Here is a 24,531-nt window from a genome sequence, read left to right as displayed (position 1 = left end):
AATCCGCCTATTGTACTTTCGGTCACGCAAAGACAGGCAAACGGCGCAACGAAGCGAAGCCTCGATCGCCATGCGATGCCGCCTTCCGGCCATGAGCGGCAATGGGGCTGGCCAGGCCGATTTCAGCCGATGCCGTGTTTTCTGAGAACCTCCTGCTCATCGCCTGACACCCAGCCGAATATTTTGGGCTCCCCACCAAGCTTCTGCACGAGATAGTGGACGTCGAAATCGATCGTGACGTCGGTTTGGCCTTTGCGCGCAAAGATCGACGTCCAGGCGACGTGGGCAACGCAATGATGCTCGTCTATCGGCGAAATGCGAACATCGCGTATTCGCATCTCCTTGGTGCCGATCGCTCGATAGCGAGCATAGCCTTGTTCCATAGCCTGCTTGAGCTGGTCGTCGTTCTTCCCGATCATGACGCCGGCAGGCGACGCCGCAATGAAGGCGGAAGCATAGACCGACGTGACTTCGTCCATGTCGGCATCACCGGCGAGGGATTTCCGGAAAAGCCGCTCGTAGCGTTCGAATAGCTTCCTGACCTGGGCGTCCGTGGATAACTCCCTTCCGCTGTGGTTTTGGATCTGACGTTTCTGAGCGCCGATGCTGTCAAAAACAGCAGAAAATTCAATTCCGTCAAGTTGGCTCATTGCCAAAGTAGCACTTGAAGACAACAATGGCTTCGACGCCGGCGCGACAGGAGCACAAAAAAACAGCCGCGCACAAAAAGAGCGTCGGAGGAAATAGAGGAGGAAGCCGCTGGCCAGTTCACGGACGCGCTATGCATGCGGCCTATCGGTTCTCACCACCGACGAACCCGACGCGGATGCGTTCGCGCGGGCGGTGGCAGTGGAAGCCGCGGCCATCGACGCTGGATTTGCCCTGCTGTTTTTCTCGCAAAGCCTGCTTGGGGCCGTCGCCCTTTCGGAAGCGCTGAACAACCACGCGCCGGCGCTCCGCTATGCCGGCTGCTCGACGGCCGGCGAGATTACGCCCAAAGGCCTGGAGGACGGCCAGGTCATGGCCATGCTGCTTCCCTCCGCATCTTTTTCGGCAGCCAGCACCATGGTCGAAAATCTGTCGTCATCGGGCATGGACGGGATCACCGGCGAAGTCGAGTCGCTGAGGCGTTCGTTACGCGGCCGCGTCGGGCACGAGGGAGCCGACACCACTTTCGCGCTCTGCCTCATCGACGGGCTGTCCTATGCCGAGGAAGCGGTCACCTCCGCCATCCATTGGGGACTCGACGATATTCCATTGATCGGCGGGTCGGCAGGCGATGATTTGAAGTTCGAGACGACGCGGCTGATCTCGAACGGCAAGGTTGCCTGCGACTGCGCCATCATCGTGCTGATCACCACGGAAATTCCTTTCCACGTGTTCAAGACCGACAATTTCGTCCCCACCGACGAGAAGCTGGTGGTGACCGCGTCCGATCCCGATCACCGCACCGTGCGCGAATTCAACGCCACCAATGCCGCCGAGGAATATGCCGCCTCGGTCGGCGTCATCCCGCAGATGCTGACGCCGCTGAGTTTCGCTTCGCACCCGGTGGTGGTGAAAGTCGGCGGCGAGTTTTACTGCCGCTCGATCCAGAAGATGCACGCGGACGGCTCGCTGTCGTTCTTCTGCGCCATCGACGATGGCGTCGTCCTGTCCATCGCCCGACCCAAGAACATGGTTGAATCGACGCGTGCCGCCTTCAGGGATGTCGAGGAAAGGCTTGGCGGCATCGACATGATCCTCGCCTTTGACTGCGTGCTGCGCAGGCTCGATGCGCGCAACCGCCAGGTCTTTCGGGAGATGTCGGAACTTTACAAGGTCAACAACGTCATCGGCTTCGGCACCTATGGCGAGCAGTACCGGTCGATGCATCTGAACCAGACGTTCACCGGCATCGCCTTCGGAGAGCGGCAGGCGGCGGAGTAGGAGGTTTCATGCCGCTCAGGGACATCAACGACCTGGAGAAGCTGAAGAAGATCAACGCAGCCCTTGTCAGCCGCGTCGAGCGCTCGATGGACCAGCAAGGCAACGCGTTCTCGCTGTTCCAGACCGCGATTTCGCTCGAGAATCGAGTGCGTACGCGCACCGAGGAACTGCACTCGACACTGCGCAGATTGGAACAATCCAACATCGATTTGAGCGCGGCCAAGGAAAACGCCGAACTGGCGAACCTGTCCAAGACCAGGTTCCTGGCAGCCGCCAGCCACGACGTGTTGCAACCGCTGAACGCCGCGCATCTCTCCGTCTCGGCGCTGGCCGAAGTGCAGACCAGCGACGAAGGCAAAAAACTGGTCCGGCAGGTCGAGCGGTCGCTGGAGACGATGGAGGATCTGCTCCGCACCCTGCTCGACATCTCCAAGCTCGATGCCGGCGTCGTGCAGCCCGATATCGGCGACGTCAGCCTGGAGGTGCTGTTTTCGTCGCTGCGCTCGGATTTCCTGCCGGTCGCCGAATTGAAGGGCCTGACGCTAAAATTCCGGCCGGTCAACGCCGTCGTGCGTTCGGACCGCACCTTGCTGCGCCGCATCCTGCAGAACATCCTTTCCAACGCGCTGCGCTACACCCGCTCCGGCGGCGTGCTGGTCGGCACCAGGCATCGCGGCGACACGATCCGCATCGATGTCGCCGATACCGGCTGCGGCATCCCCGACGACCAGCGCGAGGCGGTGTTCGAGGAGTTCCACCGCGGCACTTTCCCGACCGATGCCGGGCTAGCCGGCGGTGGGCTGGGACTGGGCCTGGCCATCGTGCGCCGCATCGCCGCCGCACTCGGCCATCCCGTGACGTTCTCGTCGAAAGTCGGACACGGAACGATCTTCCACATCGACGTTCCGGTCGGGATCGGCGCCAGTGTCGATGCCATTGCCAGCAGCGCCGACATGGAGCGGCCGCGCGGCTACGGTCTGTTCGGCACAAAGGTGCTGCTGGTCGAGAACGACGTCGAGGTGCTGCAGGCGATGACATCCCTGCTCGAGCGCTGGCAATGCCTGGTGCGCCCCGCCACCTCGACCGATGCTGCGCTCGAGATGCTCGGCGATACGGACTGGGTGCCGGACATCGTCATCGCCGACCAGCATCTCGACGGCGGCGACCTCGGCACCACGACCATCGCCGAGGTCCGCGATTATCTCGCCCGCGCCGTGCCGGCGCTGATCGTCACCGCCGACGGTTCGGAGACCGTCGCCAAAGCCGCCCGCGCCGCCGGCATCGAGCTGATGCGCAAGCCGCTGAAACCGGCGCAGCTGCGCGCCCTGCTGGCGCATCTCTTGGCTTGATCCCAAAGACGTTGGCAGAAGACCGCGAGCCACAAGAAAATGGTGCACTGTCACCGTGATTTCGGAAAAGGTAAGTTCTCGGTGACGGTTTATTCACCCTAACGGGTGCGCCTAAAACCCCGCCTGGCCGCGAAACAGCTCGGCGCTGTCGAGCTTCGAAACCTCGATGACGGCTTGCGTCCGGCTGTAGACATTGAGCTTGCGCAGGATCTCGGAGACATGCGCCTTGACAGTGGTTTCGCCGACCTGCAGCTCGTAGGCGATCTGCTTGTTGAGCAGGCCCTGGCGCAGCATCTGCAGCACCCGCAATTGCTGCGGCGTCAGTTTGGCAAGCCGCTGCACCATCTCGGCGCGGTCGGTGCTGTCGGCGTCCGGCGGCTGGCCCTCATAGGTTTCGGGCACGTAGATCGCGCCTTCCATCACCGAGCGGATGGCGGCGGCCAGATCGCTCTTGCGCGCCGATTTCGGGATGAAGCCGGCAGCACCATAGGACAGCGCCTCGGAAATGATTTTTGGCTCCTCATGCCCCGAAACGATGACCACCGGCAGGCGCGGATAGCGGGTCCGAAGCTGCAGCAGCCCGTCGAAGCCGTGCACATCAGGCATGCTGAGGTCGAGCAGCGCGAGATCGAATGGCTTGGCGTCCGCCAGAAGCTCGAACGCCTCGGTGATCGAACGCGCCTCGACAGTGTCGACGTCCGGATAGGCCATCTGCACAGCGCTGTGCAGCGCCTCGCGAAACAGCGGGTGGTCGTCGATGATCAGAAACCGGGCGCGATCGTTGACTGCGGTCATGGCGTTCGTTTCAGTTCAGGGCAGGATAGAATAGCCCAGTGACCATGGCCAGATTATTGGCAAATAGTACATCGCCATCCCTGGCTGAAGGGCGGAGATGGCAATTTCAGGACCACCACGCCTTGCCCGGTCGTCCAAATCGGCCGAATGTGCAGGGATGAGCGACCTCATCCTGCATAACTACTACCGCTCCTCCACCTCCTACCGGGTGCGGATCGCGCTGGAGATGAAGGGCCTGACCTACCAATATGTGCCGCATCATCTGCGCCACGGCGAGCATCTCGAGCCCGCCTATCTCTCGGTCAATCCACAGGGGCTAGTGCCGGCGCTGATCCTGGGCGACGGCACGCTGCTGACGCAGTCGCTGGCGATCATCGAATTTCTCGACGAGACCAGGCCCGAACCGCCGCTTTTGCCGCAGGACGCGCTTGGCCGGGCCCGCGTCAGGATGCTGGCGCAGATGATCGCCTGCGACATCCATCCGGTGAACAACCTGCGCGTGCTGACGTCGCTGCGCACGCTGTTCGGCGCCGGCGACGAGGACGTCGCCAACTGGTTCCGGCACTGGGTGAACGAAGGTTTCCAGCCGCTTGAAAAGATTCTGACTTCCTCGGCCGAAACCGGGACATTCTGCCATGGCGAAACGCCGGGGTTGGCCGACATCTGCCTGGCCGCCCAGGTCACCAGCAATGCGCGTTTCGGCGTCGACCTGACGCCCTACCCGACGATCGCCCGCATCCACGCCGCCTGCATGGCGCTGCCGGCCTACCAAAGGGCCGCACCCGAGAACCAGATCGATGCCGAGTAGAGCAAGTTGGATTAGGGTGTTTGAGATTCGGGTCAGGGCGAGCCGAGAATGGTGGTTTCCGAGAACCGGAGCGGAGCGTACTTTTGGGTACGTGAGCACCGGAAGCGCAGGAAACCGCCGTTCGCAGGCCGGCATCACCTGAATATCAACACATCCTAATGAGGAATTGCCGATGAAAGCCGTTGTCTTCGAAAAATTCGGCGAGGTGCCGACGATCCAGACTGTTGCCGATCCGGAGCCAGCACCGGGCGGCGTTGTCATCAAGGTCGAGGCGACCGGGCTCTGCCGCAGCGACTGGCATGGCTGGATGGGCCACGACGACGGCATCCGCCTGCCGCATGTGCCGGGCCACGAGCTTGCCGGCGTCGTGGTGGCCGCCGGCAGCCAGGTGACCCGCTGGAAGACCGGCGAGCGCGTCACCGTGCCGTTCGCCGTCGGCTGCGGCCGCTGCTTCGAATGCAGCTCCGGCAACCATCAGGTCTGCGAGCACCAGACCCAGCCCGGCTTCACCGGCTGGGGCTCGTTCGCCGAATATGTCGCCATCGACCATGCCGACACCAATCTGGTCCGCTTGCCGGACGAGATGGAATTCGCCACCGCCGCCAGTCTCGGCTGCCGCTTCGTCACCTCGTTCCGCGCCATTGTCGACCAGGGCCGGGTGACACCAGGCGAATGGGTGGCCGTGCATGGCTGTGGCGGCGTCGGCCTGTCGGCGATCATGATCGCCAGCGCCATGGGCGCCAACGTGATCGCCATCGACCTGACCGACGAGAAGCTGGACTTCGCCAAAAAAATCGGCGCGGTGGCGACGATCAATGCCGCCAGGACGCCGAACGTGGTCAAGGCGGTCAAGCAGATCACCAATGGCGGCGCGCACATGTCGATGGACGCGCTCGGCCATCCGACGACCTCGTTCAACTCGATCGCCAACCTGCGCCGGCGCGGCCGCCATGTCCAGGTCGGGCTGATGCTCGGAGATCACGCCAGGCCGCAAATTCCGATGGACAAGGTGATCGCCTTCGAGCTCGAAATCCGCGGCAGCCACGGCATGCAGGCCTACCGCTACCAGGCGATGATGGAGATGATCCGCACCGGCAAGCTGAAGCCTGAACTGCTGGTCGGCAAGCGGATCAGCCTCGATGAGGCGCCCGCGGCCTTGATGGCGATGGGCGGCTTCGAAGGCATCGGCATCGGCGTGGTGACGAAGTTCTAGCCGTGCGGCTCTCCCCCTTCTCCCCTTGTGGGAGAAGGGGGAGAGCCGCACAGCGCCGAGACGGATGAGGGGTGTTGGAAGAAACGCGGCGTGAAATATCGAAGGATTTTAGGCATTTACGTCTTCAATGGAGTGATCCGGCCAGCACCCCTCATCCGACCGAGCTTCGCTCGGCCACCTTCTCCCACAAGGGGAGAAGGAAGAAGGGCTGGCGCCTACCGCGAATATTTCTTCGCACCGACCACGCAGAGCACGACGGCGGCGGTGACGGCGATCATGGCGGGGCTGACTTGCTCGTGCAGCAGCATTGCCGCCAGCCCGAGGCCGAAGAAAGGCTGCAGAAGCTGCAACTGCCCGACCGCGGCGATGCCGCCTTGCGCCAGCCCGCGATACCAGAACACAAAACCGATCAGCATGCTGAACAGCGAGACATAGGCCAGGCCGATCCAGGCGGCCCTGCCGACGTTTTCGAGCGACGGTGGCATGGTGATGAGCGTCAGCGCCAGCATGACCGGCAGCGACAACACCAGCGCCCATGAGATCACCTGCCAGCCGCCAAGTTTGCGCGACAGCGTGGCGCCTTCCGCATAGCCCAGTCCGCACACGATGATTGCCGCCAGCATCAGCATGTCGCCAAGCGGCGAGGCCGAGACACCTTGGGTCACTGCAAAACCGGCAACAAGGGCGCTGCCAAGGCATGAAAACAGCCAGAAAGCCGGTTTGGGGCGATCGCCGCCGCGAATGACGCCGAAGATCGCGGTCGCCAGCGGCAACAGGCCGATGAAGATGATGGAATGGGCCGAGGTGATGTGCGTGAGCGCCAGCGCGGTCAGCAGCGGAAAGCCGACCACGACGCCGAGCGCCACGATGGCCAGCGACAACAGATCCTGCCGTTCCGGACGCTTCTGGCGAAAGACGAGCAGAAGCGCGAGGCCGAGGATGCCTGCCGTGGCAGCGCGGGCGACGGTCAGGAAGGCCGGATCGAAATCCATCACCGCAACCCGCGTTGCCGGAAGCGATCCGCTGAAAATCAGCACGCCCACGAATCCGTTGATCCAGCCGCCCGCCGTCTTGTCCATCGCATGCTCCTGATGTTGTCGCCCTCTGTCGGGCAGGATCTATGGCGCCGCCAGAGACAATGAGGTACAGTTCGACAAAACTGTCATGGTATATTGAGCAGTACGGATGGACGAGCAGACGACGGCAAACGAGGGCAGCGGGACGCTTGTCGAAAGCGTCATGGCGACGATCAGGCACAGGATCGCCGCGCGCAGCCTGACACCGGGAACCCGATTGCCTTCGATCCGGGCTTTCGCGAAAACCCTGCAGGTTTCGAAATCCACAGTGGTCGAAGCCTATGAGCGTCTCGCCGCAGAAGGCATCATCCGCTCGCGTCCCGGCTCGGGTTTTTATGCCGCCGGACCGCTGGCTCCCTTGTCGCTGGCCGAGATCGGCCCCAGGCTTGACCGTGCCGTCGATCCGCTCTGGGTTTCGCGCCAGTCGCTGGAAGCCGGCGACGGCGTGCTCAAACCCGGCTGCGGCTGGCTGCCGGCCGCGTGGATGCCGGAGGCTGGGTTGCGCCGGGCGCTGCGCACAATGGCCCGCGGCGATGATGTCACCCTGACCGATTACGGCACTCCGCTCGGGCTGCCGCCGCTGCGGCATCTGCTCGCACGGCGCATGGCAGAGCACGGCATCGAGGCCTCTCCCGACCAGATCATGCTGACGGAATCGGGCACGCAGGCCATCGACCTCCTGTGCCGGTTCCTGCTAGAGCCGGGCGACACGGTGCTGGTGGACGACCCCTGCTATTTCAACTTCCATGCTCTGCTGCGCGCTCACCGGGCCAAGGTGGTCGGCGTTGCCTACACGCCGTCGGGACCGGATATCGAGCTGTTTGCGCAGGCGCTGATCGAGCACCGGCCGCGCCTCTACATCACCAATTCCGCGCTTCACAATCCAACGGGTGCAATTCTGTCGCCGGTCGTCGCCCACCGCTTGCTCAAGCTCGCCGACCAATCGGATCTGACGATCATCGAAGACGATATCTTTACCGACTTCGAACACACCCCCGCGCCCAGGCTGGCGGCGTTCGACGGTCTTGGTCGGGTCGTCCATATCGGCAGCTTCTCCAAGACACTTTCGGCGTCGGTGCGCTGCGGCTTCATCGCGGCTCCGCGCGACTGGATGGAGGGACTGACCGATCTCAAGATCGCCACGTCTTTCGGCAGCGGACGGCTTGCCGGCGAACTGGTGCTGACGCTGCTGAAGGACGGCAGCTATCGCAAGCACGTCGATTTGCTGCGCACGCGGCTTTCCCGCGCGATGGCTGAGACAAGCAGCCGCCTGAAGGCGATCGGCGTCATGCCGTGGATCGACCAGCCGACCGGCATGTTCTTGTGGTGCAGACTGCCGGAAGGCGTGGATGCAGCGGAAATAGCCCGCCGCGCCTTGTCGGCCAATGTCGTGCTGGCGCCCGGCAATGCGTTCAGCCTGTCCCAAACAGCCAGCCGTTTCCTGCGCTTCAACGTCGCGCAGTCGGCAGACGAGAGAATTTTCAGGACGCTTGAAGAGGCGATGTCGCGTTGATTTTCGCTGTCACGGAAATGCCAGGCCTTGGCGCTTCGCCCCTCACGGCCCTGCCCGCCTCCGCCGCCGCTCATAGAGCATGACCAGCGTTTCGGCGGTCAGCGCCGGCTTCTTCTCACCTTCGATCTCGACGATGTTGGCGGCCTTCATCAGATACTGGCCGGGGCCTTTGTCCTCCATGGACAGCAGCGTGATGCGCAGCCTGATGCGCGCGCCGGCCCTGACCGGCGCCAGGAACCGCACCTTGTCGAAACCATAGTTGAAGACGGCTTGCGTATTTTCGGGCACGATGCCCATGTCGAGCGCCAGCGCGCCGATGATCGACAGCGTCAGATAGCCATGCGCGATCGTGGCGCGGAACGGGCTCTGCCGCTTCGCCCGCTCTGGATCGACATGGATCCATTGGCGGTCGCCGGTGCATTCGGCGAACTGGTCGATGCGGCTCTGGTCGACCGTCGTCCAGTCCGACACGCCAAGCTCCTGCCCTGTCATCGTCCTGAGCTGTTCGTAGGTCGGCGGCGGCCTCAGCCGTATTTGCGTCATTCCTGCTTTCCCGATCGCTTGCCCTGCCTCCGGACCACGAACCGGCCGCCTCTGTCAATTCGCTCAGTGTGTTCCGCTGCGATATCCTCGGCAGGATCGCGCCAGTGGCGGGTCCAGTGCCGGCGTCCAGCACTGGCAACAGGATTATCGGGCAAGAGGAACTTTGTGCGCCTCGGCGGGGATGACGGGAGAAAAGTCCAGCTGCTTGGGGAACAGCCTATTTCTTGTCGTAGCCGCTGCGGATTTCCTCCATCGCCTCCTTGATGCGGTCGCGCAGGATCTCGACCGATTCGGTGCCGGATTTCCTGGCCAGCTCGGCCACCTCGCCGGCATTCTTCAATGCGGTTTCGAAGGATTTCCTGGCGAACGCCGTTTGCTTGGCCATCAGCTCCCGAGGATCGCCCGGCGCCCTGTAGTCCTGCGCCATGTCGGCGATCTCGTGCAGCGTGTCCTGCAGCATCTCGCGTTGTCTGGAGAGCAGCGACGACGCTCCGGCAGCACTTGCCCTGGCCGACTTTTCCAGTGCTTCGAGGTTCTTGCGATGATGGCTGAGGATCGCCTCGACATCGACGTTCGGCAGCTTCAGGTCGCGGCCGAACCTGCCGAACATGTCGATGAAGGTGTCGGATTCCGGTCGCTTTGCCATGGTGGCGTCTCCCCTGTTGCTACGAATGCAGCAGCTGAAGAGAACAATAGGGCACTGGAGCTTCGCGGTCCATTCGCAGGCGCAATACATCGCGGCTCAGTCGACGAGGAACAGCCGTTCCACCGCATGGAGCACGACGCCGGCCAGGCCGCCGATGACCATGCCGTTGAAGCGAATATATTGCAGGTCCCGGCCGATGTTCATCTCGATCAGCCTGGTGAGCTGGGCAAGGTCCCAGCGCTTGACCTGATCGGCGATGAATTTCGAGACCCCGCTCTTCTGGCTTTCGACGAAGGACGACAGCGCAACGATAAACCCCTGGTTCATGTCGGCCCTGATCTGGGCGTCGCCGGCAAGATGGCGGCCGACCTCGACGAACATGTTAGCGAGATGGGCGCGGATCATCGAATTCGGCGCCTTGGCGTCCTGCTCGATGAACACACTGAGGCTTTCCCACATGTCGCCGGCCAGCGCCTTCAGCTCCGGCCGGGCGAGGAAATCGCGCTTCAGTTTCTCGGCGCGCTTGGCGTATTGCTTGGATGTCCTCAGCCGCTCGACGAAGCTCAGGACAAAACGGTCGAATTCGGCGCGCATCGGGTGGTCGGGATCGGCCCGCACCTCGTCGAGCAACGAACCGGCTGAGGCGACGATCTTCTTCAGCAGATACGCGTCGGCGCGAAACAGGTTGAACAGCGACGGCAATTCCTCGCGGATCTTCTCGCGCATCGTCGCCAGCGCCGCCTCGTCGCTCAGGAAGCGGCCGACGACCTTGGTGAATTCGTCGAACAGTCTTTGGTGGCGGCGATCATCGGTTAGCGCCGACAGCAACTCGGCGGCGAGCGGCGCCAGCGGCACCTTTTCGATCTGCTCCAGCATGCGGCTGCTGACGAAGCCGCGCAGGCCGGATTGCTCGATCGCCGTCAGTGTCTGCGGCACCAGCCGGCCGACGAAATGCGACAGATCGGCGGCGCGGTTGGGGTCGGCCAGCCAGTCGGCGACGAGTGCGGAAAAATCGACCTCGGCAAGCTTTTCCCGCACCGGTTCGGGCGCCAGGAAATTGACCTCGATGAAGCGGCCGAGATTGTCGGCGATGCGGTTCTGGTTCTCCGGGATGATCGCGGTGTGCGGGATCGGCAGGCCGAGCGGCCGTCTGAACAACGCCACCACCGCATACCAGTCGGCCAGCCCGCCGATCGTCGCCGCCTCGGCGAAAGCGGCGACGAAACCCAGCCACGGATAGCGGCCCTCGAACGACTTGGCCACCGCAAATATGAGGACGCAGAACGCAAGCGCTGCGGTGGCGACGAATTTTGTGCGCCGAAGCGCCGAAAGCTTGGCCTCCGCGTCGGCATCGAACCGGGCGGATGCCAAAGCCGGTGCTGATTGTGACATGGATGAACTGCTCCTGGTCGATGTCGCGGACTTAACTTAGTAATCCGCTCATCCGAATGCGCGCCATATCAGGGTCGTGGTTTGCACGACCGCCCACACAAACATGATGAAAATATTCAACTATTATACGGTGCTTGTCTGGAATTATTCCAAGGTATAGGCCATATTAGGCCTGAGCTACTGCTTCGTGAGGATAAAATGCGGCTGACACGCCAGACCAACTACGCCATGCGCATTCTGATGTATTGCGCCGCGAATACCGACCGGCTGAGCCGCATCCCGGAGATCGCTGCCGCCTACTCGGTGTCCGAGCTCTTTCTTTTCAAGATCCTGCAGCCTTTGGTCGAGCATGGTCTGGTCGAGACGGTGCGCGGCAGGAACGGCGGCGTCAGGCTCGGCCGCCCGGCCGAATCGATCACCCTATTCGACGTCGTGCGCGTGACCGAAGAGAGCTTCGCCATGGCCGAATGCTTCGAGAACGACGCCGCCGAATGTCCGCTGGTCGACAGTTGCGCCCTGAATTCGGCGCTGCGCGAGGCGCTCAACGCCTTCTTCGCCGTGCTGGAGCGCTATACGATCGCCGACATGGTGGCGGCGCGCCCGAACGTGCGCCACCTGCTCGGCATCGACATGCTGGTGCAAAGGGCGCCGGCCGCCTGATCCGGGTCGAGCCATAGCCGAACAGCGCTGGCAACTCTCCCTTCTCCCCTTGTGGGAGAAGGTGGCCTCGCGAAGCGAGGTCGGATGAGGGGTGTTCCAGCTTGGCACCAACAGCGTTCCGTCCAACACCCCTCAACCGTCTTGGCGCTGCGCGCCAATCCACCTTCTCCCACAAGGGGAGAAGGAAGAAGGGGCGGCGCCGACCTTGCCAGCTGGAACTTACGCCGCTGACTGCGGCAGGACGAACGGCATGTCTCCAGCCGGCAGCACGCCGACCCTCAGCCGGCAATCGAACACTTTTTCGATCAGATCGTCACTCAGCACGTCCTGCGGTGAGCCGGTGGCGGCAAGCCTGCCGCGGTGCATGACGAAGATCCGGTCGGCGTACATCGCCGTCAAATTGAGGTCGTGCAAGATCGCGACAACGCCGCCGCCCCGCCTGGCGAAATCGCGGGCGATGTTCATGATGATCAATTGGTGCTTGATGTCGAGGCTGGAAACCGGCTCGTCGAGGAAGAGATAGCGCGGTTTGCCGTCGAGGACCGGCGCCCAGACCTGGCAAAGCACACGGGCCAACTGCACGCGCTGCTGCTCGCCGCCCGAAAGCTCCTGGTAGAAACGGCCGGCAAAGCCGTCGAGATCGACGCGCGCCAGCGCCCGTTCGGGCAGGCGCTCGTCCTCGCCGGGCAGCGCGCCCGAGCGCCCGCCGAGCAGGCCAAGCCTGACGATCTCGCGCACCGTGAACGGAAACGACAGCGTCGTCGCCTGCGGCAGCACGGCGCGCAGCATGGCTGCCTCGACCGGCTTCATCACCGACAGGTCGCGACCGTTGATGGTGACCTCTCCCGAATAGGCAAGATCGCCGGACAGCGCCCTCAGGAAGGTCGTCTTGCCCGAACCGTTGGGACCGACGATGGCCGCGATCTCACCGGGCCGCATGTCGAAATCGACATTGGCGACGATGCCCTTGCCGCCGATCGCTACCGAGACATCCCGCGCTTCGATCATGAAAACCCTCTCACAGGTCGCCTCTCATAGGTCGATGACGCCACGCTTGCGCAGCAGGATCCAGAGGAAGAACGGAGCGCCGGCGATCGCGGTGACGATGCCGATCGGCAGCTCCGCCGGCGCCACGATGGTGCGGGCGACGGCATCGGCCAGCAGCAGCAGGCAAGCGCCAAGCAGGGCCGAGGCCGGCAGCAGATAACGATTGTCCGGGCCGATGGCCAGGCGCAGCAGATGCGGCACGACGATGCCGACAAAGCCGATACCGCCGCTGACGGCGACAGACGCCCCGACCGCCGCCGAGACGCCGACGATGGCCGTGTATTTCAGCCGCTGAACCGGAATGCCGAGATGGCCGGCGGTGGCTTCGCCCAGCGCCAGCGCGTTGAGGCCGCGCGCCAGGAACGGCATCGCCGTCAACGCCAGCACGATCACAGGCCCAACGGAGCCGATTTTTTGCCAGGTCGCGCCGGCGAGCGAGCCGAGCTGCCAGAAAGTCAGGTCGCGCAACTGCCGGTCGTCGGCCACGAAGATCAGGATACCGGTCAGCGCCATGGCAAAGGCCGCCAGCGCGATGCCGGCAAGCAGCATGGTGGCGACCGAGGTTTGACCGTGCCGGGTGGCCACCTGATAAAGCAGCAATGTCGTCGCCAGCCCGCCGCAGAACGCCGCCAGCGGCAGAGCGAGGGGGCCTAGCATCGAAGTTATCGGCGCCAGCACCGTGGCGCCAAGTACGATGACGGACACCGCGCCGAAGCTTGCTCCGGCCGAAACGCCGACGAGACCGGGGTCTGCCAGCGGGTTGCGGAACAGCCCTTGCATCACCGCGCCGGAGACGGCCAGCGCGGCGCCGATCAGCACCCCGAGCGTGACGCGCGGCAGGCGGATGTCGTAGACGATCAGGCGGTCGCGCGCGCTCAGCGCCTCATTGCCGGGTGCTGCACCCAACAGCCAGTCGCCGACGACGCTGACGGCCGAGGCATCGGATGCGCCTGATGTCAGCGACAACAGGACGGCAACGGCAAGTCCCAGGCACAAAGCCAGGATGACGATGCGCGCGCGCCCCGAGCGGTCGCCGTCGGATGCTGTCGCCATAGTGCCCGCACCAGCAATCGATCGATCCACCATCGGGCGCCCGCTCAGTCCGCGGCCTGCCCGCCGTAGAGCGAGGCGGCAAGGTCGCGGATGACGTCGGCGGTGCGCGGCCCGAAGCCGAGCAGATAGCCGCCATCCATGCGGACCACCTTGCGCGCCGCACCCGCCGGTGTCGACCGGATGGACGGGTTCGCAAACAATTCCTCGTCCGATACGCCGGGACCGGCATTGTTCATCATCAGGATCACGTCGGGCCTGGCGGTGATGACAGCCTCGTCCGACAATTGCTTGTAACCGGAGAAGCCGTCGACCGCGTTGACGCCGCCCGAAAGTTTGATGATGCCGTCGGCGGCGGTGTTGCTGCCGGAAGCGAGGATCTTGCCGCCCCGCATCGACAGCACGAACAGGACGCGCTTGCGGTCCTTGATCGCGGACGTCTGCTTTTCGGCCGCCTTCAGCTTGGCATCGATCTCGGCTGCCAGCGCATCGGCCTTGGCCTCGGCGCCAAGCGCCTTGCCGACGATGCGGATCTTTTCGAGAATACCTTCGTGGTCGTAGCGCTCGGGCACCTCGATGAACGGGATGCTCGTCTTCTTCAGCACGTCGACGGTTTCCTTCGGCCCGCTGCCGTGCAGCGCCAGGATGCCCGACGGATTGACCGACAGTACACCTTCCGGCGACAGCTGGCGCATGTAACCGACGTCAGGCAGCTTGAGCGCCGCCTCGGGATAACGGCTGGTCGAATCGCGAGCGACCAGCCGGTCCTGCTCGCCGAGCGCAAAGACGATCTCGGTGATCGAACCGCCAATGGCCGCTATCTTCGACGGGTCCGCAAAAACCTCCGTGCCTTCGGCAGCGCGGGCCGGCAGCGCAAAGGCCACGCAAAGGCACATCGTGGCCCCAAGCGCCATTCTAAAAACACGCGCCCGTTCAAGCAAAGGAGCCATTGTCGTTGTCCTCAGGCTGCGGTCGGGCTTGGAATGCGCGGCAGGTTTTCTGCCAGAAACCGCCAGTCCTCGCGCTCGCTTTCGCCTTCGTGGCGCTTGCCGAAGAACTGGATGATCATCTTGCCGTCGGCGCCATAGGCTTCGAGTGACGTGACATGGCCATCCTTAGTCGGCTTGCGCACGACCCAGACCTCTTGGATGCGGTCGGTCCGCAGATGCAGGTGGAAGGTCTCGTCCAGCACGTTGATCCACGGCCCCATCGGCTTGATCGACTTGATGGGGCCCGAATGGATCTGGATGCAGCCGCGATTGCCGACAAAGCACATGATCGGCATCTCGCCCTCGGCGGCATGATGGAACATGGCGCTGACGGCATCGTGGTCGAGCAGCCAGGCGTAATCCTGGCCAACCATGCGCAGCGCCTGACGGCGGTCGAGCTTCAGCGTCTTCAGCATGCCGAAGAACTGATGCACGTCGGTCAGACGGCTCCAGCGGTCGCGCAGATCGTCGACGTCAGCGGAAGCGGCGGAAGCCTCGGCCTCGCTTTCAGGCCCGCCGTCTGAAATCGACCCTTCCTCTGAAATCGCGACGCTCGACTCCTGGTTCGGCGATTCCAGTTCGGCCATCAGCTTCTGATAGGCATAGAGGTTCGACGCCGGCCTCAGATGCACCTTGTGCACCGCCTCGCCTGCCGCATCGAAGAACTGCAGGCTGCGCCTGATATCGCCGCCGTCGCGCTTTTCGACGGCAAAGCCGTGCGCCCAGATTTTTGGGAAGATGCGCAGGTCGATGTTCGCGCCGAGCACCATGGCATTGTGGTTGCCGGTCACGACCTTGTCGTAGACGCCGATCTTCTCGTGCACGGCGCTTTCATTGCGCGTCAGCGCCATCACCTCGCCGACGGCCTCGAGGCCGGTCAAAAGATCGTTGACGCGCGGCTCGACGCGGAGGACGCCGTCGCCGCAATGCGCGGCGACCAGCTCGGCCTCTGAAATGCCAAGCTGAGCGGCGAGATCGCGCTCGCGCGTCTTCGGATTGTCTGCCCGCGCCCGCCGGATCTCGTGCGGCGCGGGCCTTACGCGCTGGTCCATATTTTTATTACCTACTTGTTGAGGATGAGCTTGCCCTGGCGGGTGATTTTTAACCGGTAGAGCGCTCCGTGATGCTCGATGCCGATCTCGTGCTCGCCCTGGAACAGCGCGTTGCTGGACAGGGTCCTCACCGTCAACGGGACCCGATCGAAACGAGCCGAATTGTCGTCGGAACGGCGAACGCGATCGCGAAAGTCACTGGGCCGAAAGTCACTGGGCCGAAAGTCTTTGGGATTGTGCGTGTTCATCTGGTTCGATCCCTTTCCTGGGCCGGGCCTGGTCGGCTGGCGCGGCGCTGCGTGAAATGCCGATTAATTTCTTGACTTGAATACTCATGTTTACTAGTCAGTGCAATACCGGACTATATGAGTCAAGATTTAAGAAGTCGGACACGACGAAAAATGCCGGCGCGTCAAGCCGGCCAGCATCGAACCAGGATCTTTGGAGTTGGGGCATGGGGTTGGGGAATTGGGGACGGCTGGGTCTGGCGAATAGCAACCCAGATCCGGGGCATCGATCAATGGCAAAGGGCATGGCAGCATTGCTGGCGGGTGCTGCGACGATCGCGCTGCTCACCCCGTCGGCCCATGCTCAGTCGGCCAATGCCCAACAGGCCGCCCAAACTGCAACAGATCAGCAGCAGGCCGAACAGGCGCAGACGCCTGAACAGGCTGTGACGGCTGCGGCAGGCGCAACGCTGCTCGACCAGATCCTGGTCGTCAGCCGCACCGGCGAGACGGCGATCGATTCCCTGGCTTCGGTCAGCCATGTCGATCAGGAGCAATTGCAACGCCGCATGGCGACGACGCCCAACGACATGCTGTTGGGTGTGCCGGGTGTAGCGGTCCAGGCCGACGCGAGGCGCGTCTCCTCCAGCATCAACATCCGTGGCTTGCAGGATTTCGGCCGCGTCGCGGTGATCGTCGACGGTGCGCGGCAGAATTTCCAGCGCTCCGACCACGGTCCGCAATCGACCTTCTATATCGACCCGGAACTCATCAAATCCGTCGACGTCATTCGCGGCCCGGTCGCCAACACCTACGGCTCGGGCGCCATTGGCGGCGTTGTCCTGTTCGAAACCAAGGACGCGGACGACTATCTTCGCGACGGCGAGACATGGGCGGCGTCTGCGACCGGGCGCTATGAGAGCAATGGCGAAGGCTGGACGACCAGCGCTGCCGGCGCCTACCGTTTCAGCGAAAATTGGGATGTCCTCGGCAACATCGTCTATCGCGACTACGACGACTACAAGGATGGCGGCGGCGATACGGTCGACGGCACCGGCTTCGACGTTTTGAGCGGCCTGCTGAAGACAACCATCCGCCCCAGCGAAAACAGCGAACTGAAGCTGGGCTGGAATGGTACGAGCGACGGCTGGAACGAGGTCAGCGGCGGCACTCCGGTGAACGACGTCGACCTTGAGGCGAATACCTTCACGGCGCGCTACAACATCACCGATGAGGACAAGAGCTGGCTCGATCTCCACGTCAACGCGTCCTACAACAAGACCAACATGGAAATGACGAGCCTGGTTCCGCAAAACCGGTTTGATCCAGTCACCGGTCTTCCCATCGTCCTGCCGGCGGGCTCGATGTCGACCTTCGATGTCGGCACTTCGGGCATCGACATCTGGAACACCTCGCGGTTCGAGACCGCCGGCATTGCGCACGAACTGACCTATGGCGGCGACTGGGTTGGCGACGACGTCGAGACCGGTGGCGCCGCAGGCGGCGCCAGTTTCTATACCCCTTCGGGCAAGAGAAACGTTTCCGGCGCCTATATCCAGGACAAGCTCAGCTGGGACTGGCTCGAAATCATCGCCGGCCTGCGTTACGACAGCTACAAGCTCGAAAGCGATGTCGGCGAAACCTCCGGCGACCGGCTGTCGCCGCGCATCACCGTCGGCGTCTCGCCGTTCGAAACGCCCAGCCTTTCGGGACTGCAATTCTACGGCACCTATGCCGAGGGATATCGCTCTCCTTCGCTGTCGGAAACCCTCATCAGCGGCAACCATCCGGCAGGCGTCAGCTTTCCGTTTCTCCCCAATCCCGATCTGAAGCCTGAAACCGGCAAGACCGTCGAATTCGGCGTCAACTATAAGCACGACGACATCTTCGAAGCCGGCGACGCGTTTCGTTTCAAGGCCGCCTACTTCAACAACGACGTCGAAGACTACATAGCAGATGTAACGCTATCGGCATTCGACCCGACCAGCGGCTGCCCGTTCGGCCCCGGCATCCCGATCTGCGTCCAATACCAGAATTTCGCCAAGGCCAAGATCAACGGCTTCGAGATGGAAGGTGTCTATGATGCCGGATGGGGCTATGCCGGGCTCTCAGCTTCGATCATCGATGGTCACACGATTTCCTACGATGGCGAGCGGGCTGAGCTGCTTACCATCCCGTCTTCACAGGTCACAGCACAGCTTGGGTTGCGATTCCTGGAGGACAAGCTCACCGTTGGTGGCGAAGTGCAGTACAATGGCAAACCGAAAGGCAATCCGATCGCCGACGATTATACGCTGGTCAATGTCTTTGCCAGTTACCAGGCGAGTGACAATTTCAAGATTGATTTCCGTGCCGACAACCTGTTCGATGTCAAATATGCCAACCCGCTCAATATCACCACGTCTGGCCAGCCTCCGGAGCCTGTCTTCGCGGCCTACGAGCCCGGCGTCACGCTGAAGCTGGCGGCGACAATGCGATTTGGAGGCTGACGACAATGACAAGCTTGACGGCATCGCTTCGCCTGCTGACCTCGGTGCTGGCCATGCCGCTTGCGATGGGTCCGGCGTGGGCGCAACAGTCTGCGCCGGCCCCTGCTCTGACGCTTGAGCTCAATGGCGCGCAACCCTCCGACAAGGGCTGCCGTCTGACGTTCGTGGTCAACAACACGCTCGGCGCCGATCTCTCGAAAGCGGCGTTCGAGATCGCGCTGTTCAACGAGGCCGGCGTCGTCGACCGGCTGACCGTGCTCGACTTCAAGGACCTGCCGGCGGGCAAGACGAAGGTGACGCGTTTCGACCTTGCCGGCGCCGACTGCGCCAAGGTCAGCCGCGTGCTGATCAACAGCTCGACCGAATGCGCCGGCACCGGCATCCAGCCGGACGCTTGCATGCGTGACCTGAAGACCGAGACCAAGACCGGCATCGCTTTCGGGGTCTGAGAAGGCAGCCCGCGCTGGCCGGCCTGTTGCCGCCAGGGCAAATGATGTTGATTTGACAAGTCCGCGCCGGTTGCGGCAGGTCTCGCCGCGAGCCATGCAGAACATCAGTCCCCTCCCCGACGCCGATGGCGAACTGGCGATTGCGCCGACCGGACCGCTTGCGCCGGCCGCCCGACCGTCAGCCATGAGCCGCAAATGGACGGCGGCGATCGTCGCCTCCTGCCTGTTTCATGCGGCGGTGGCGGCCGCTTTTCTCATCGCACCTGCCGGCACGTTTGATGCCGGGGACGCAATCGAGATGGAAGGCGCCGATCAAACCGGCCCCAACGTGGTCGGCAGCGACTTGGATCGTCAGGTCCCGGGTGCGTTGAACGTTACCCTGGTGCCCGACCCGCGGCCAGCCAAGCCAGAGGTCAAGCCCGAGCCGCCTGCCGACCGGTCCACCGGTGACCGGCCGATCAGGGAAATGGCCGTGCCCGCGCCCTTGCCGCAGATTGTCGAACAATCCACTGCCGCGCCAGACATGATGGCCGACACTCCGCGGCTGGACGAGCAGAGCGTGGCTCCGAAGATCGAAACGCCGGCAAAGCCGGCTGCTCCGGGCGAAAGCACCGGGGCGCCTCCTGCCGATCTCGGGCAGCCGCCGATCCCGACGCCAAGGCCGAGCGCGACACCAGGTCTTGGCGGGGCCGGCGAAACCTACAATGCCCGCGGCGCCGCGGATGGCGAAGAACGCGACGCGGTGACTTCCAGCAAGGGCAAGGAGCAGGCAGCGGCAGGCAATGCGATAGAATCCCGCTACAGCGGTGAAGTTCAGAAGAAGCTTGCCCGCGCCAACCGTCGTGTTTCGAAAGCGATACAGGCCAGCGCTCGCAACAATGCCAGGGTCGTTTTCGTTGTCATGGCCGACGGCAGCATCAGCGATATACAGCTTGCCGAAAGCTCAGGTTCTGCGGAGCTTGACCAATTCGCTTTAACACTGGTGCGCAAGCAGGCGCCGTTCCCTCCCATTCCAAGCGAAACCGGCAAGTCAAGTTGGGTGTTTAAAGCGCGGATCGGTCCATTTTAACAGCCTGCGCCTCATCGTTTCAGGCAATCCACCAAGCATCATAATCCGCAATCCCGGAAGGACAGCCAATGTACATCGCCATGAATCGCTTCAAGGTCCAGAACGGCTCGGAAGCCGCTTTCGAGGACGTCTGGAAGAACCGTGATTCCAGCCTGTCCGAAATGAAGGGTTTCAAGGAATTTCATCTGCTGCGCGGTCCGGTCAACGAGGCCGAAGGCTACACGCTGTTCGCTTCGCACACCGTGTGGGCGAGCCATGAGGATTTCGTCGCCTGGACCAAATCCGAGAACTTCCGCGCCGCGCACCGCAACGCTGGCTCCACCAAAGTCCACTATCTCGGCCATCCGCAGTTCGAGGGCTTTTCGGTCGTCGAGGGCGCGTGACAAGGCCTCGCCCGCAGCCGACCAATAGTCGAAGTCGGCGCCGCCCCTTCTCCCTTCTCCCCTTGTGGGAGAAGGTGGATTGGCGCGCAGCGCCAAGACGGATGAGGGGTGTTGGAAGGATCGCTGTTGGTGCCAAGCTGGAACACCCCTCATCCGACCGCTTCGCGGCCACCTTCTCCCACAAGGGGAGAAGGGAGAGTCGCCTCGCTATGCGAAAGCCCCGGCCGACCCTTACGCCGCGGCCAGCAGGCTGGCGTTGCCGCCGGCGGCCGTGGTGTCGACGCAGACGGCGCGCTCATGCGCATAGGCGGCCGGGTTGAGCACTTCGCTGACCAGCGGCACGATCGGGCCGGCGCGGTCGGCGACGACCTTGCGCACGATGCGAGCGGCCTCGGGCGTGCCGGAAAAGGCAACGACGTCGACACGCAGCGCGCGTGCCTCGACCGGGTCGGGCCGGCCGTCAATGGCCGCCAGCGGCAGGCCTTTGCCGGTCAGTGATGACAGTGCTGCCGGCGCACCCGGCGCGACGGCTAGCACCGCATTGCCGGCGGCGAGCGCCTGGATGGTCTGGGCAAGCAGCGTGTCGGCGTCCGGTCCGAGGCAGAGCACGCGGCCGCGCGGCGACAGCGACAGCGTGTTGGCCTCGCCGGTCGGCCCGGGCAAATCGACCTGGCCGAAATCGATGCTTGCGGCAGCACCGATGGCCGCGGCACCCTTGCCGCGCAAATGCTTCCTCAGCACCGCCACCCGGTCCGCCCGCGTCGACCAGCCGCCAAGCGTCGGGTCCGGCAGATTGTCGGCAAGTTCGGTCGCCGTCACCTTGCGGCCGTCAAGAACAGGCGTGCCCGCCTGCGGCCCCTTGCGGAACCGCCTGAGATAGTGCGGCCCGCCGGCCTTCGGCCCGGTGCCGGAAAGTCCTTCGCCGCCGAACGGCTGCGAGCCGACCACGGCGCCGATCTGGTTGCGGTTGACATAGATGTTGCCGGCATGGATGCCGTCGACGAAATGCTGGGCGCGGCCTTCGATGCGGGTGTGCAGGCCGAAGGTCAGGCCATAACCCTTGCGGTTGATCGCGGCGATGACCCCGTCGATATCGTCGGCGTCGAAGCTGGCGACATGCAGCACCGGCCCGAACACCTCGCGCTCGATGTCCTCGATGCCCTTGACCCGAAACACATGCGGCGCCACGAAGCGGCCATCCTTCGGCGCTTCGAGCTTGGCGATCAGCCGGCCCTGCAGGCCCATCTCAGTGCAATAGTCGCGGATCGATTTTTGTGCCTCCTCGTCGATGACTGGCCCGACATCGGTCGAGATCCGCCAGGGATCGCCGAGGCTGAGCGCTTCCATGGCGCCTTTCAGCATGTCCAGCATCTTCTTCTCGACGTCCTTCTGCACGTAGAGCACGCGCAGCGCCGAGCAGCGCTGGCCGGCGCTCTGGAAGGCCGAGGCCAGGATGTCGCGCACCGCCTGCTCGGGCAGCGCAGTGGAATCGACGATCATCGCATTCAACCCGCCGGTCTCGGCGATCAGCATGGCGTCGGGCGCGGCAGTCTCGGCCAGCTGCTTTTCGATCAGCTTGGCGACGTCGGTCGAGCCGGTGAAGCAGACGCCGGCAATGCGCGGATCGGCGGTCAGCGGGCCGCCGACCGAGGGGCCGTCGCCGGGCAGAAGCTGGATGACGTCTTCCGGCACGCCGGCTTCGCGCAGCAATTCGACCGCGCGGAAGGCAATCAGCGGCGTTTGCTCGGCCGGCTTGGCGATGACCGAATTGCCGGTGACGAGTGCTGCCGCAATCTGGCCGGTGAAGATGGCGAGCGGAAAATTCCATGGCGAGATGCACGCGATCACGCCGCGCGCCTCGGTTCCCGTTTCGGCATTGGCCGCCTCGGTCGCGTAATAGCGCAGGAAATCGACCGCCTCGCGCACCTCAGCGACGCCGTCGGCCAGGGATTTGCCGGCCTCGCGTGTGGCGAGCGCGAAGAATTCGATGGCGTTGGCCTCATAGAGGTCGGCCGCGCGGTTGAGGATGGCGGCGCGCTCGGCGACGGCACGCTTCGCCCAGGCCGGTTGCGCCTCCATGGCGATGCGCATGGCGGTCGCAACCTGTTTGGCGGTAGCCTCGCTGACCGTGCCGACCACTTCCTCGGGCTTTGCCGGATTGACCACCGGACGCTGATTGCCGTAGCCGGCAGCACGGGTGATCGGCCTGGCGTGCCAGCGGTCCGGCCCGGCGAATTCAGCCCTGGCCTTGTCGATCGCGGCGAGCGTCACCGGATCGGTGATGTCGAACCCCTTCGAATTGCGGCGGGCAGCACCGAAGATCGACGACGGGCTGGGAATCGCCGGATTGGCGGCCGGACCCTGTTTCTCGACGGTTTCGAGCGGGTCGCGGGCAATATCCTCCGGCTCGACCTCCTCGTCGGTGAGCTGGTGGACGAAGGAGGAGTTGGCGCCGTTTTCGAGCAGCCGGCGGACCAGATAGGCGAGCAGGTCGGAATGCGCGCCGACCGGCGCATAGATGCGGCAGCGCGTGCCCTCGGCCCGCCGCACCGTCTCGTGCAACGCCTCGCCCATGCCGTGCAGGCGCTGGAACTCGAAGGAGTCGCGATCGCCGGCCATCGACAGGACGGCGGCGACGGTGTGGGCGTTGTGGGTGGCGAATTGCGGATAGATGCGGTCGGTCATCGACAGCAGTTTTTTCGCGCAGGCCAGGTAGGACACATCGGTGTTGGCCTTGCGGGTGAACACCGGATAACCGTCGAGGCCGAGCGCCTGCGCCCGCTTGATCTCGGTGTCCCAATAGGCGCCCTTGACCAGCCGCACCATGATGGTGCGGTCGTGCTTCTTCGCCAGCGCATAGAGCCAGTCGATGACGAAGGCGGCGCGTGGACCATAGGCCTGGACGACGACGCCAAAGCCGTTCCAGCCGGCGAGCTCCGGCTCGGCCAGCACCCGCTCGATGATTTCGAGCGACAGGTCGAGGCGGTCGGCCTCCTCGGCGTCGATGTTGAGACCCATGCGCGAATGGCGCGCCGCCAGCGCCAGCGACAAAAGCCGCTCGGCCATCACAGGCAGCATCTTTTCCTTCTGCGTCGCCTCGTAGCGCGGATGCAGCGCCGACAGCTTGACCGAGATGCCGTGATTCTGGCGGATGTCGGGGCCGTTGGCGCCGGCATCGAGCGACGAGATGGCGTCGGCATAGGCCTTGAGATAGCGCAGCGCGTCGGCCTCGGTGCGGGCCGCTTCGCCCAGCATGTCGAAGGAATAGAGATAGCCTTTCTGGGTCATCGGCCGGCCGCGCTTGACGGCCTCGGCAATGGTGCGGCCGAGCACGAACTGCTCGCCCATTTCGCGCATGGCTGCGGCGACCGCCCTGCGGATGACCGGCTCGCCCAGCCGGCGCACCATGGCGCGCAGCGTGCCTTCGATGCCGTCCTCGCCTTCGTCGAGCACTCGACCGGTCAGCATCAGCGCCCAGGTCGACGCATTGACGAAGATCGAGCTCGAGCCGCCCGAATGCGCCGACCAGTCATGCGGCGCGATCTTGTCGGCGATGAGGTCGTCCATCGTCTCGGTGTCCGGCACCCGCAGCAGCGCTTCGGCCAGGCACATCAGCGCGACGCCCTCCTTGGTGGACAGGCCGTAGGCGGACAGAAAAACCTCCATCAGCCGCGGATCGGACGAGCCGCGCACCGCCCGCACCAGATCGGCGGCGCGGGCCGAGATCGCCTTGCGCTCTTTCGGTGAAAGCCTCGTCGCCTCGGCCAGCCGCTGCACGGCCTCGTCTTCGTCAGGCAAGTAATTGGCAAGGATCTGCTGGCGGATGGCTTCGAGCGCTGGCATGACGGTCCT

22 protein-coding genes are annotated in these 24,531 nt (G+C 63.9%); 10 read left to right on the top strand and 12 right to left on the bottom strand.

What is annotated here, in order from left to right; translation table 11 throughout:
* Nucleotides 1–122: 122 nt before the first annotated feature.
* Nucleotides 123–650: a nuclear transport factor 2 family protein gene (locus M727_RS0133580; protein WP_245269170.1), complete on the bottom strand. Its 528-nt coding sequence runs from the start codon at nucleotides 648–650 to the stop codon at nucleotides 123–125.
* Between the two features lie 199 nt (nucleotides 651–849).
* Between M727_RS0133580 and M727_RS0133575 the strand changes: the two genes are divergently transcribed.
* Together M727_RS0133575 and M727_RS0133570 are read left to right on the top strand one after the other, a co-directional pair.
* Nucleotides 850–1,929 (top strand): FIST signal transduction protein, encoded by a 1,080-nt coding sequence (locus tag M727_RS0133575; protein ID WP_245269169.1) that lies wholly within the window; start codon nucleotides 850–852, stop codon nucleotides 1,927–1,929.
* A gap of 8 nt (nucleotides 1,930–1,937) precedes the next feature.
* Nucleotides 1,938–3,278, top strand: coding sequence for a hybrid sensor histidine kinase/response regulator (locus M727_RS0133570; RefSeq protein WP_027156162.1), 1,341 nt, complete (start codon nucleotides 1,938–1,940; stop codon nucleotides 3,276–3,278).
* Between the two features lie 111 nt (nucleotides 3,279–3,389).
* On the opposite strand, the gene M727_RS0133565 is transcribed toward M727_RS0133570, so the two are convergent.
* Entirely contained in the window at nucleotides 3,390–4,073 is a 684-nt protein-coding gene (locus M727_RS0133565; RefSeq protein WP_023803603.1) for a response regulator transcription factor, read from the bottom strand.
* 157 nt (nucleotides 4,074–4,230) lie between these two features.
* On the opposite strand from M727_RS0133565, the gene maiA reads away from it, so the two are divergent.
* Nucleotides 4,231–4,881 (top strand): maleylacetoacetate isomerase, encoded by a 651-nt coding sequence (maiA, locus tag M727_RS0133560; protein ID WP_027156161.1) that lies wholly within the window; start codon nucleotides 4,231–4,233, stop codon nucleotides 4,879–4,881.
* A 172-nt stretch (nucleotides 4,882–5,053) separates the two neighbouring features.
* Complete coding sequence (locus tag M727_RS0133555) at nucleotides 5,054–6,094, top strand: zinc-dependent alcohol dehydrogenase family protein (protein ID WP_027156160.1); 1,041 nt, start codon at nucleotides 5,054–5,056, stop codon at nucleotides 6,092–6,094.
* Between the two features lie 215 nt (nucleotides 6,095–6,309).
* On the opposite strand, the gene M727_RS0133550 is transcribed toward M727_RS0133555, so the two are convergent.
* On the bottom strand, nucleotides 6,310–7,173 hold the full coding sequence (locus M727_RS0133550; RefSeq protein ID WP_027156159.1) for a DMT family transporter: 864 nt from the start codon (nucleotides 7,171–7,173) through the stop codon (nucleotides 6,310–6,312).
* 106 nt (nucleotides 7,174–7,279) lie between these two features.
* Between M727_RS0133550 and M727_RS0133545 the strand changes: the two genes are divergently transcribed.
* A complete protein-coding gene (locus M727_RS0133545) occupies nucleotides 7,280–8,683 on the top strand; it encodes a PLP-dependent aminotransferase family protein (protein WP_027156158.1) in 1,404 nt (467 codons plus the stop codon).
* A 42-nt stretch (nucleotides 8,684–8,725) separates the two neighbouring features.
* Here the strand turns inward: M727_RS0133545 and M727_RS0133540 are convergent, their stop codons facing one another.
* From M727_RS0133540 to M727_RS0133530, 3 genes are all read right to left on the bottom strand, one after another.
* Complete coding sequence (locus tag M727_RS0133540; protein ID WP_027156157.1) at nucleotides 8,726–9,226, bottom strand: MaoC family dehydratase; 501 nt, start codon at nucleotides 9,224–9,226, stop codon at nucleotides 8,726–8,728.
* A 217-nt stretch (nucleotides 9,227–9,443) separates the two neighbouring features.
* Nucleotides 9,444–9,872, bottom strand: a complete 429-nt coding sequence (locus tag M727_RS0133535; RefSeq protein ID WP_027156156.1) for a phasin family protein — start codon at nucleotides 9,870–9,872, stop codon at nucleotides 9,444–9,446.
* Nucleotides 9,873–9,968: 96 nt separating this feature from the next.
* On the bottom strand, nucleotides 9,969–11,264 hold the full coding sequence (locus M727_RS0133530) for a DUF445 domain-containing protein (RefSeq protein ID WP_027156155.1): 1,296 nt from the start codon (nucleotides 11,262–11,264) through the stop codon (nucleotides 9,969–9,971).
* 198 nt (nucleotides 11,265–11,462) lie between these two features.
* Here M727_RS0133530 and rirA point away from each other — a divergent pair, with 198 nt between their 5' ends.
* A complete protein-coding gene (gene rirA, locus M727_RS0133525) occupies nucleotides 11,463–11,924 on the top strand; it encodes an iron-responsive transcriptional regulator RirA (RefSeq protein WP_027156154.1) in 462 nt (153 codons plus the stop codon).
* A gap of 219 nt (nucleotides 11,925–12,143) precedes the next feature.
* Here rirA and M727_RS0133520 read toward each other — a convergent pair whose 3' ends face one another.
* The 5 genes from M727_RS0133520 to hemP all read right to left on the bottom strand — a co-directional run bounded on the left by M727_RS0133520 (nucleotide 12,144) and on the right by hemP (nucleotide 16,310).
* Nucleotides 12,144–12,932 (bottom strand): heme ABC transporter ATP-binding protein, encoded by a 789-nt coding sequence (locus M727_RS0133520; protein ID WP_027156153.1) that lies wholly within the window; start codon nucleotides 12,930–12,932, stop codon nucleotides 12,144–12,146.
* Between the two features lie 24 nt (nucleotides 12,933–12,956).
* Nucleotides 12,957–14,057: an iron ABC transporter permease gene (locus M727_RS0133515; protein ID WP_027156152.1), complete on the bottom strand. Its 1,101-nt coding sequence runs from the start codon at nucleotides 14,055–14,057 to the stop codon at nucleotides 12,957–12,959.
* 11 nt (nucleotides 14,058–14,068) lie between these two features.
* A complete protein-coding gene (locus M727_RS0133510) occupies nucleotides 14,069–14,917 on the bottom strand; it encodes a hemin ABC transporter substrate-binding protein (protein ID WP_245269178.1) in 849 nt (282 codons plus the stop codon).
* Between the two features lie 65 nt (nucleotides 14,918–14,982).
* Nucleotides 14,983–16,062, bottom strand: coding sequence for a hemin-degrading factor (locus tag M727_RS0133505; RefSeq protein ID WP_027156150.1), 1,080 nt, complete (start codon nucleotides 16,060–16,062; stop codon nucleotides 14,983–14,985).
* 11 nt (nucleotides 16,063–16,073) lie between these two features.
* A complete protein-coding gene (gene hemP, locus M727_RS0133500; RefSeq protein WP_027156149.1) occupies nucleotides 16,074–16,310 on the bottom strand; it encodes a hemin uptake protein HemP in 237 nt (78 codons plus the stop codon).
* A gap of 284 nt (nucleotides 16,311–16,594) precedes the next feature.
* On the opposite strand from hemP, the gene M727_RS0133495 reads away from it, so the two are divergent.
* From M727_RS0133495 to M727_RS0133480, 4 genes are all read left to right on the top strand, one after another.
* Nucleotides 16,595–18,778: a TonB-dependent hemoglobin/transferrin/lactoferrin family receptor gene (locus tag M727_RS0133495; RefSeq protein WP_027156148.1), complete on the top strand. Its 2,184-nt coding sequence runs from the start codon at nucleotides 16,595–16,597 to the stop codon at nucleotides 18,776–18,778.
* Between the two features lie 5 nt (nucleotides 18,779–18,783).
* The gene (locus M727_RS0133490) at nucleotides 18,784–19,227 is read left to right on the top strand and encodes a hypothetical protein (protein ID WP_027156147.1); all 444 of its coding nucleotides are present in this window, start codon (nucleotides 18,784–18,786) and stop codon (nucleotides 19,225–19,227) included.
* A 52-nt stretch (nucleotides 19,228–19,279) separates the two neighbouring features.
* Nucleotides 19,280–20,296: an energy transducer TonB gene (locus M727_RS0133485; RefSeq protein WP_245269167.1), complete on the top strand. Its 1,017-nt coding sequence runs from the start codon at nucleotides 19,280–19,282 to the stop codon at nucleotides 20,294–20,296.
* A gap of 68 nt (nucleotides 20,297–20,364) precedes the next feature.
* Nucleotides 20,365–20,679 (top strand): antibiotic biosynthesis monooxygenase, encoded by a 315-nt coding sequence (locus M727_RS0133480; RefSeq protein ID WP_027156145.1) that lies wholly within the window; start codon nucleotides 20,365–20,367, stop codon nucleotides 20,677–20,679.
* Nucleotides 20,680–20,910: 231 nt separating this feature from the next.
* On the opposite strand, the gene putA is transcribed toward M727_RS0133480, so the two are convergent.
* Nucleotides 20,911–24,522, bottom strand: a complete 3,612-nt coding sequence (gene putA / locus M727_RS0133475) for a bifunctional proline dehydrogenase/L-glutamate gamma-semialdehyde dehydrogenase PutA (RefSeq protein WP_027156144.1) — start codon at nucleotides 24,520–24,522, stop codon at nucleotides 20,911–20,913.
* Between the last annotated feature and the right edge of the window lie 9 nt (nucleotides 24,523–24,531).

It is taken from the genome of Mesorhizobium sp. WSM2561 (assembly GCF_000513915.1).
Taxonomy (GTDB): Bacteria; Pseudomonadota; Alphaproteobacteria; order Rhizobiales; family Rhizobiaceae; genus Mesorhizobium; species Mesorhizobium muleiense.
Note: the sequence above shows the minus strand (reverse complement) of the source record. Positions and strands in the feature narration are given on the sequence as shown.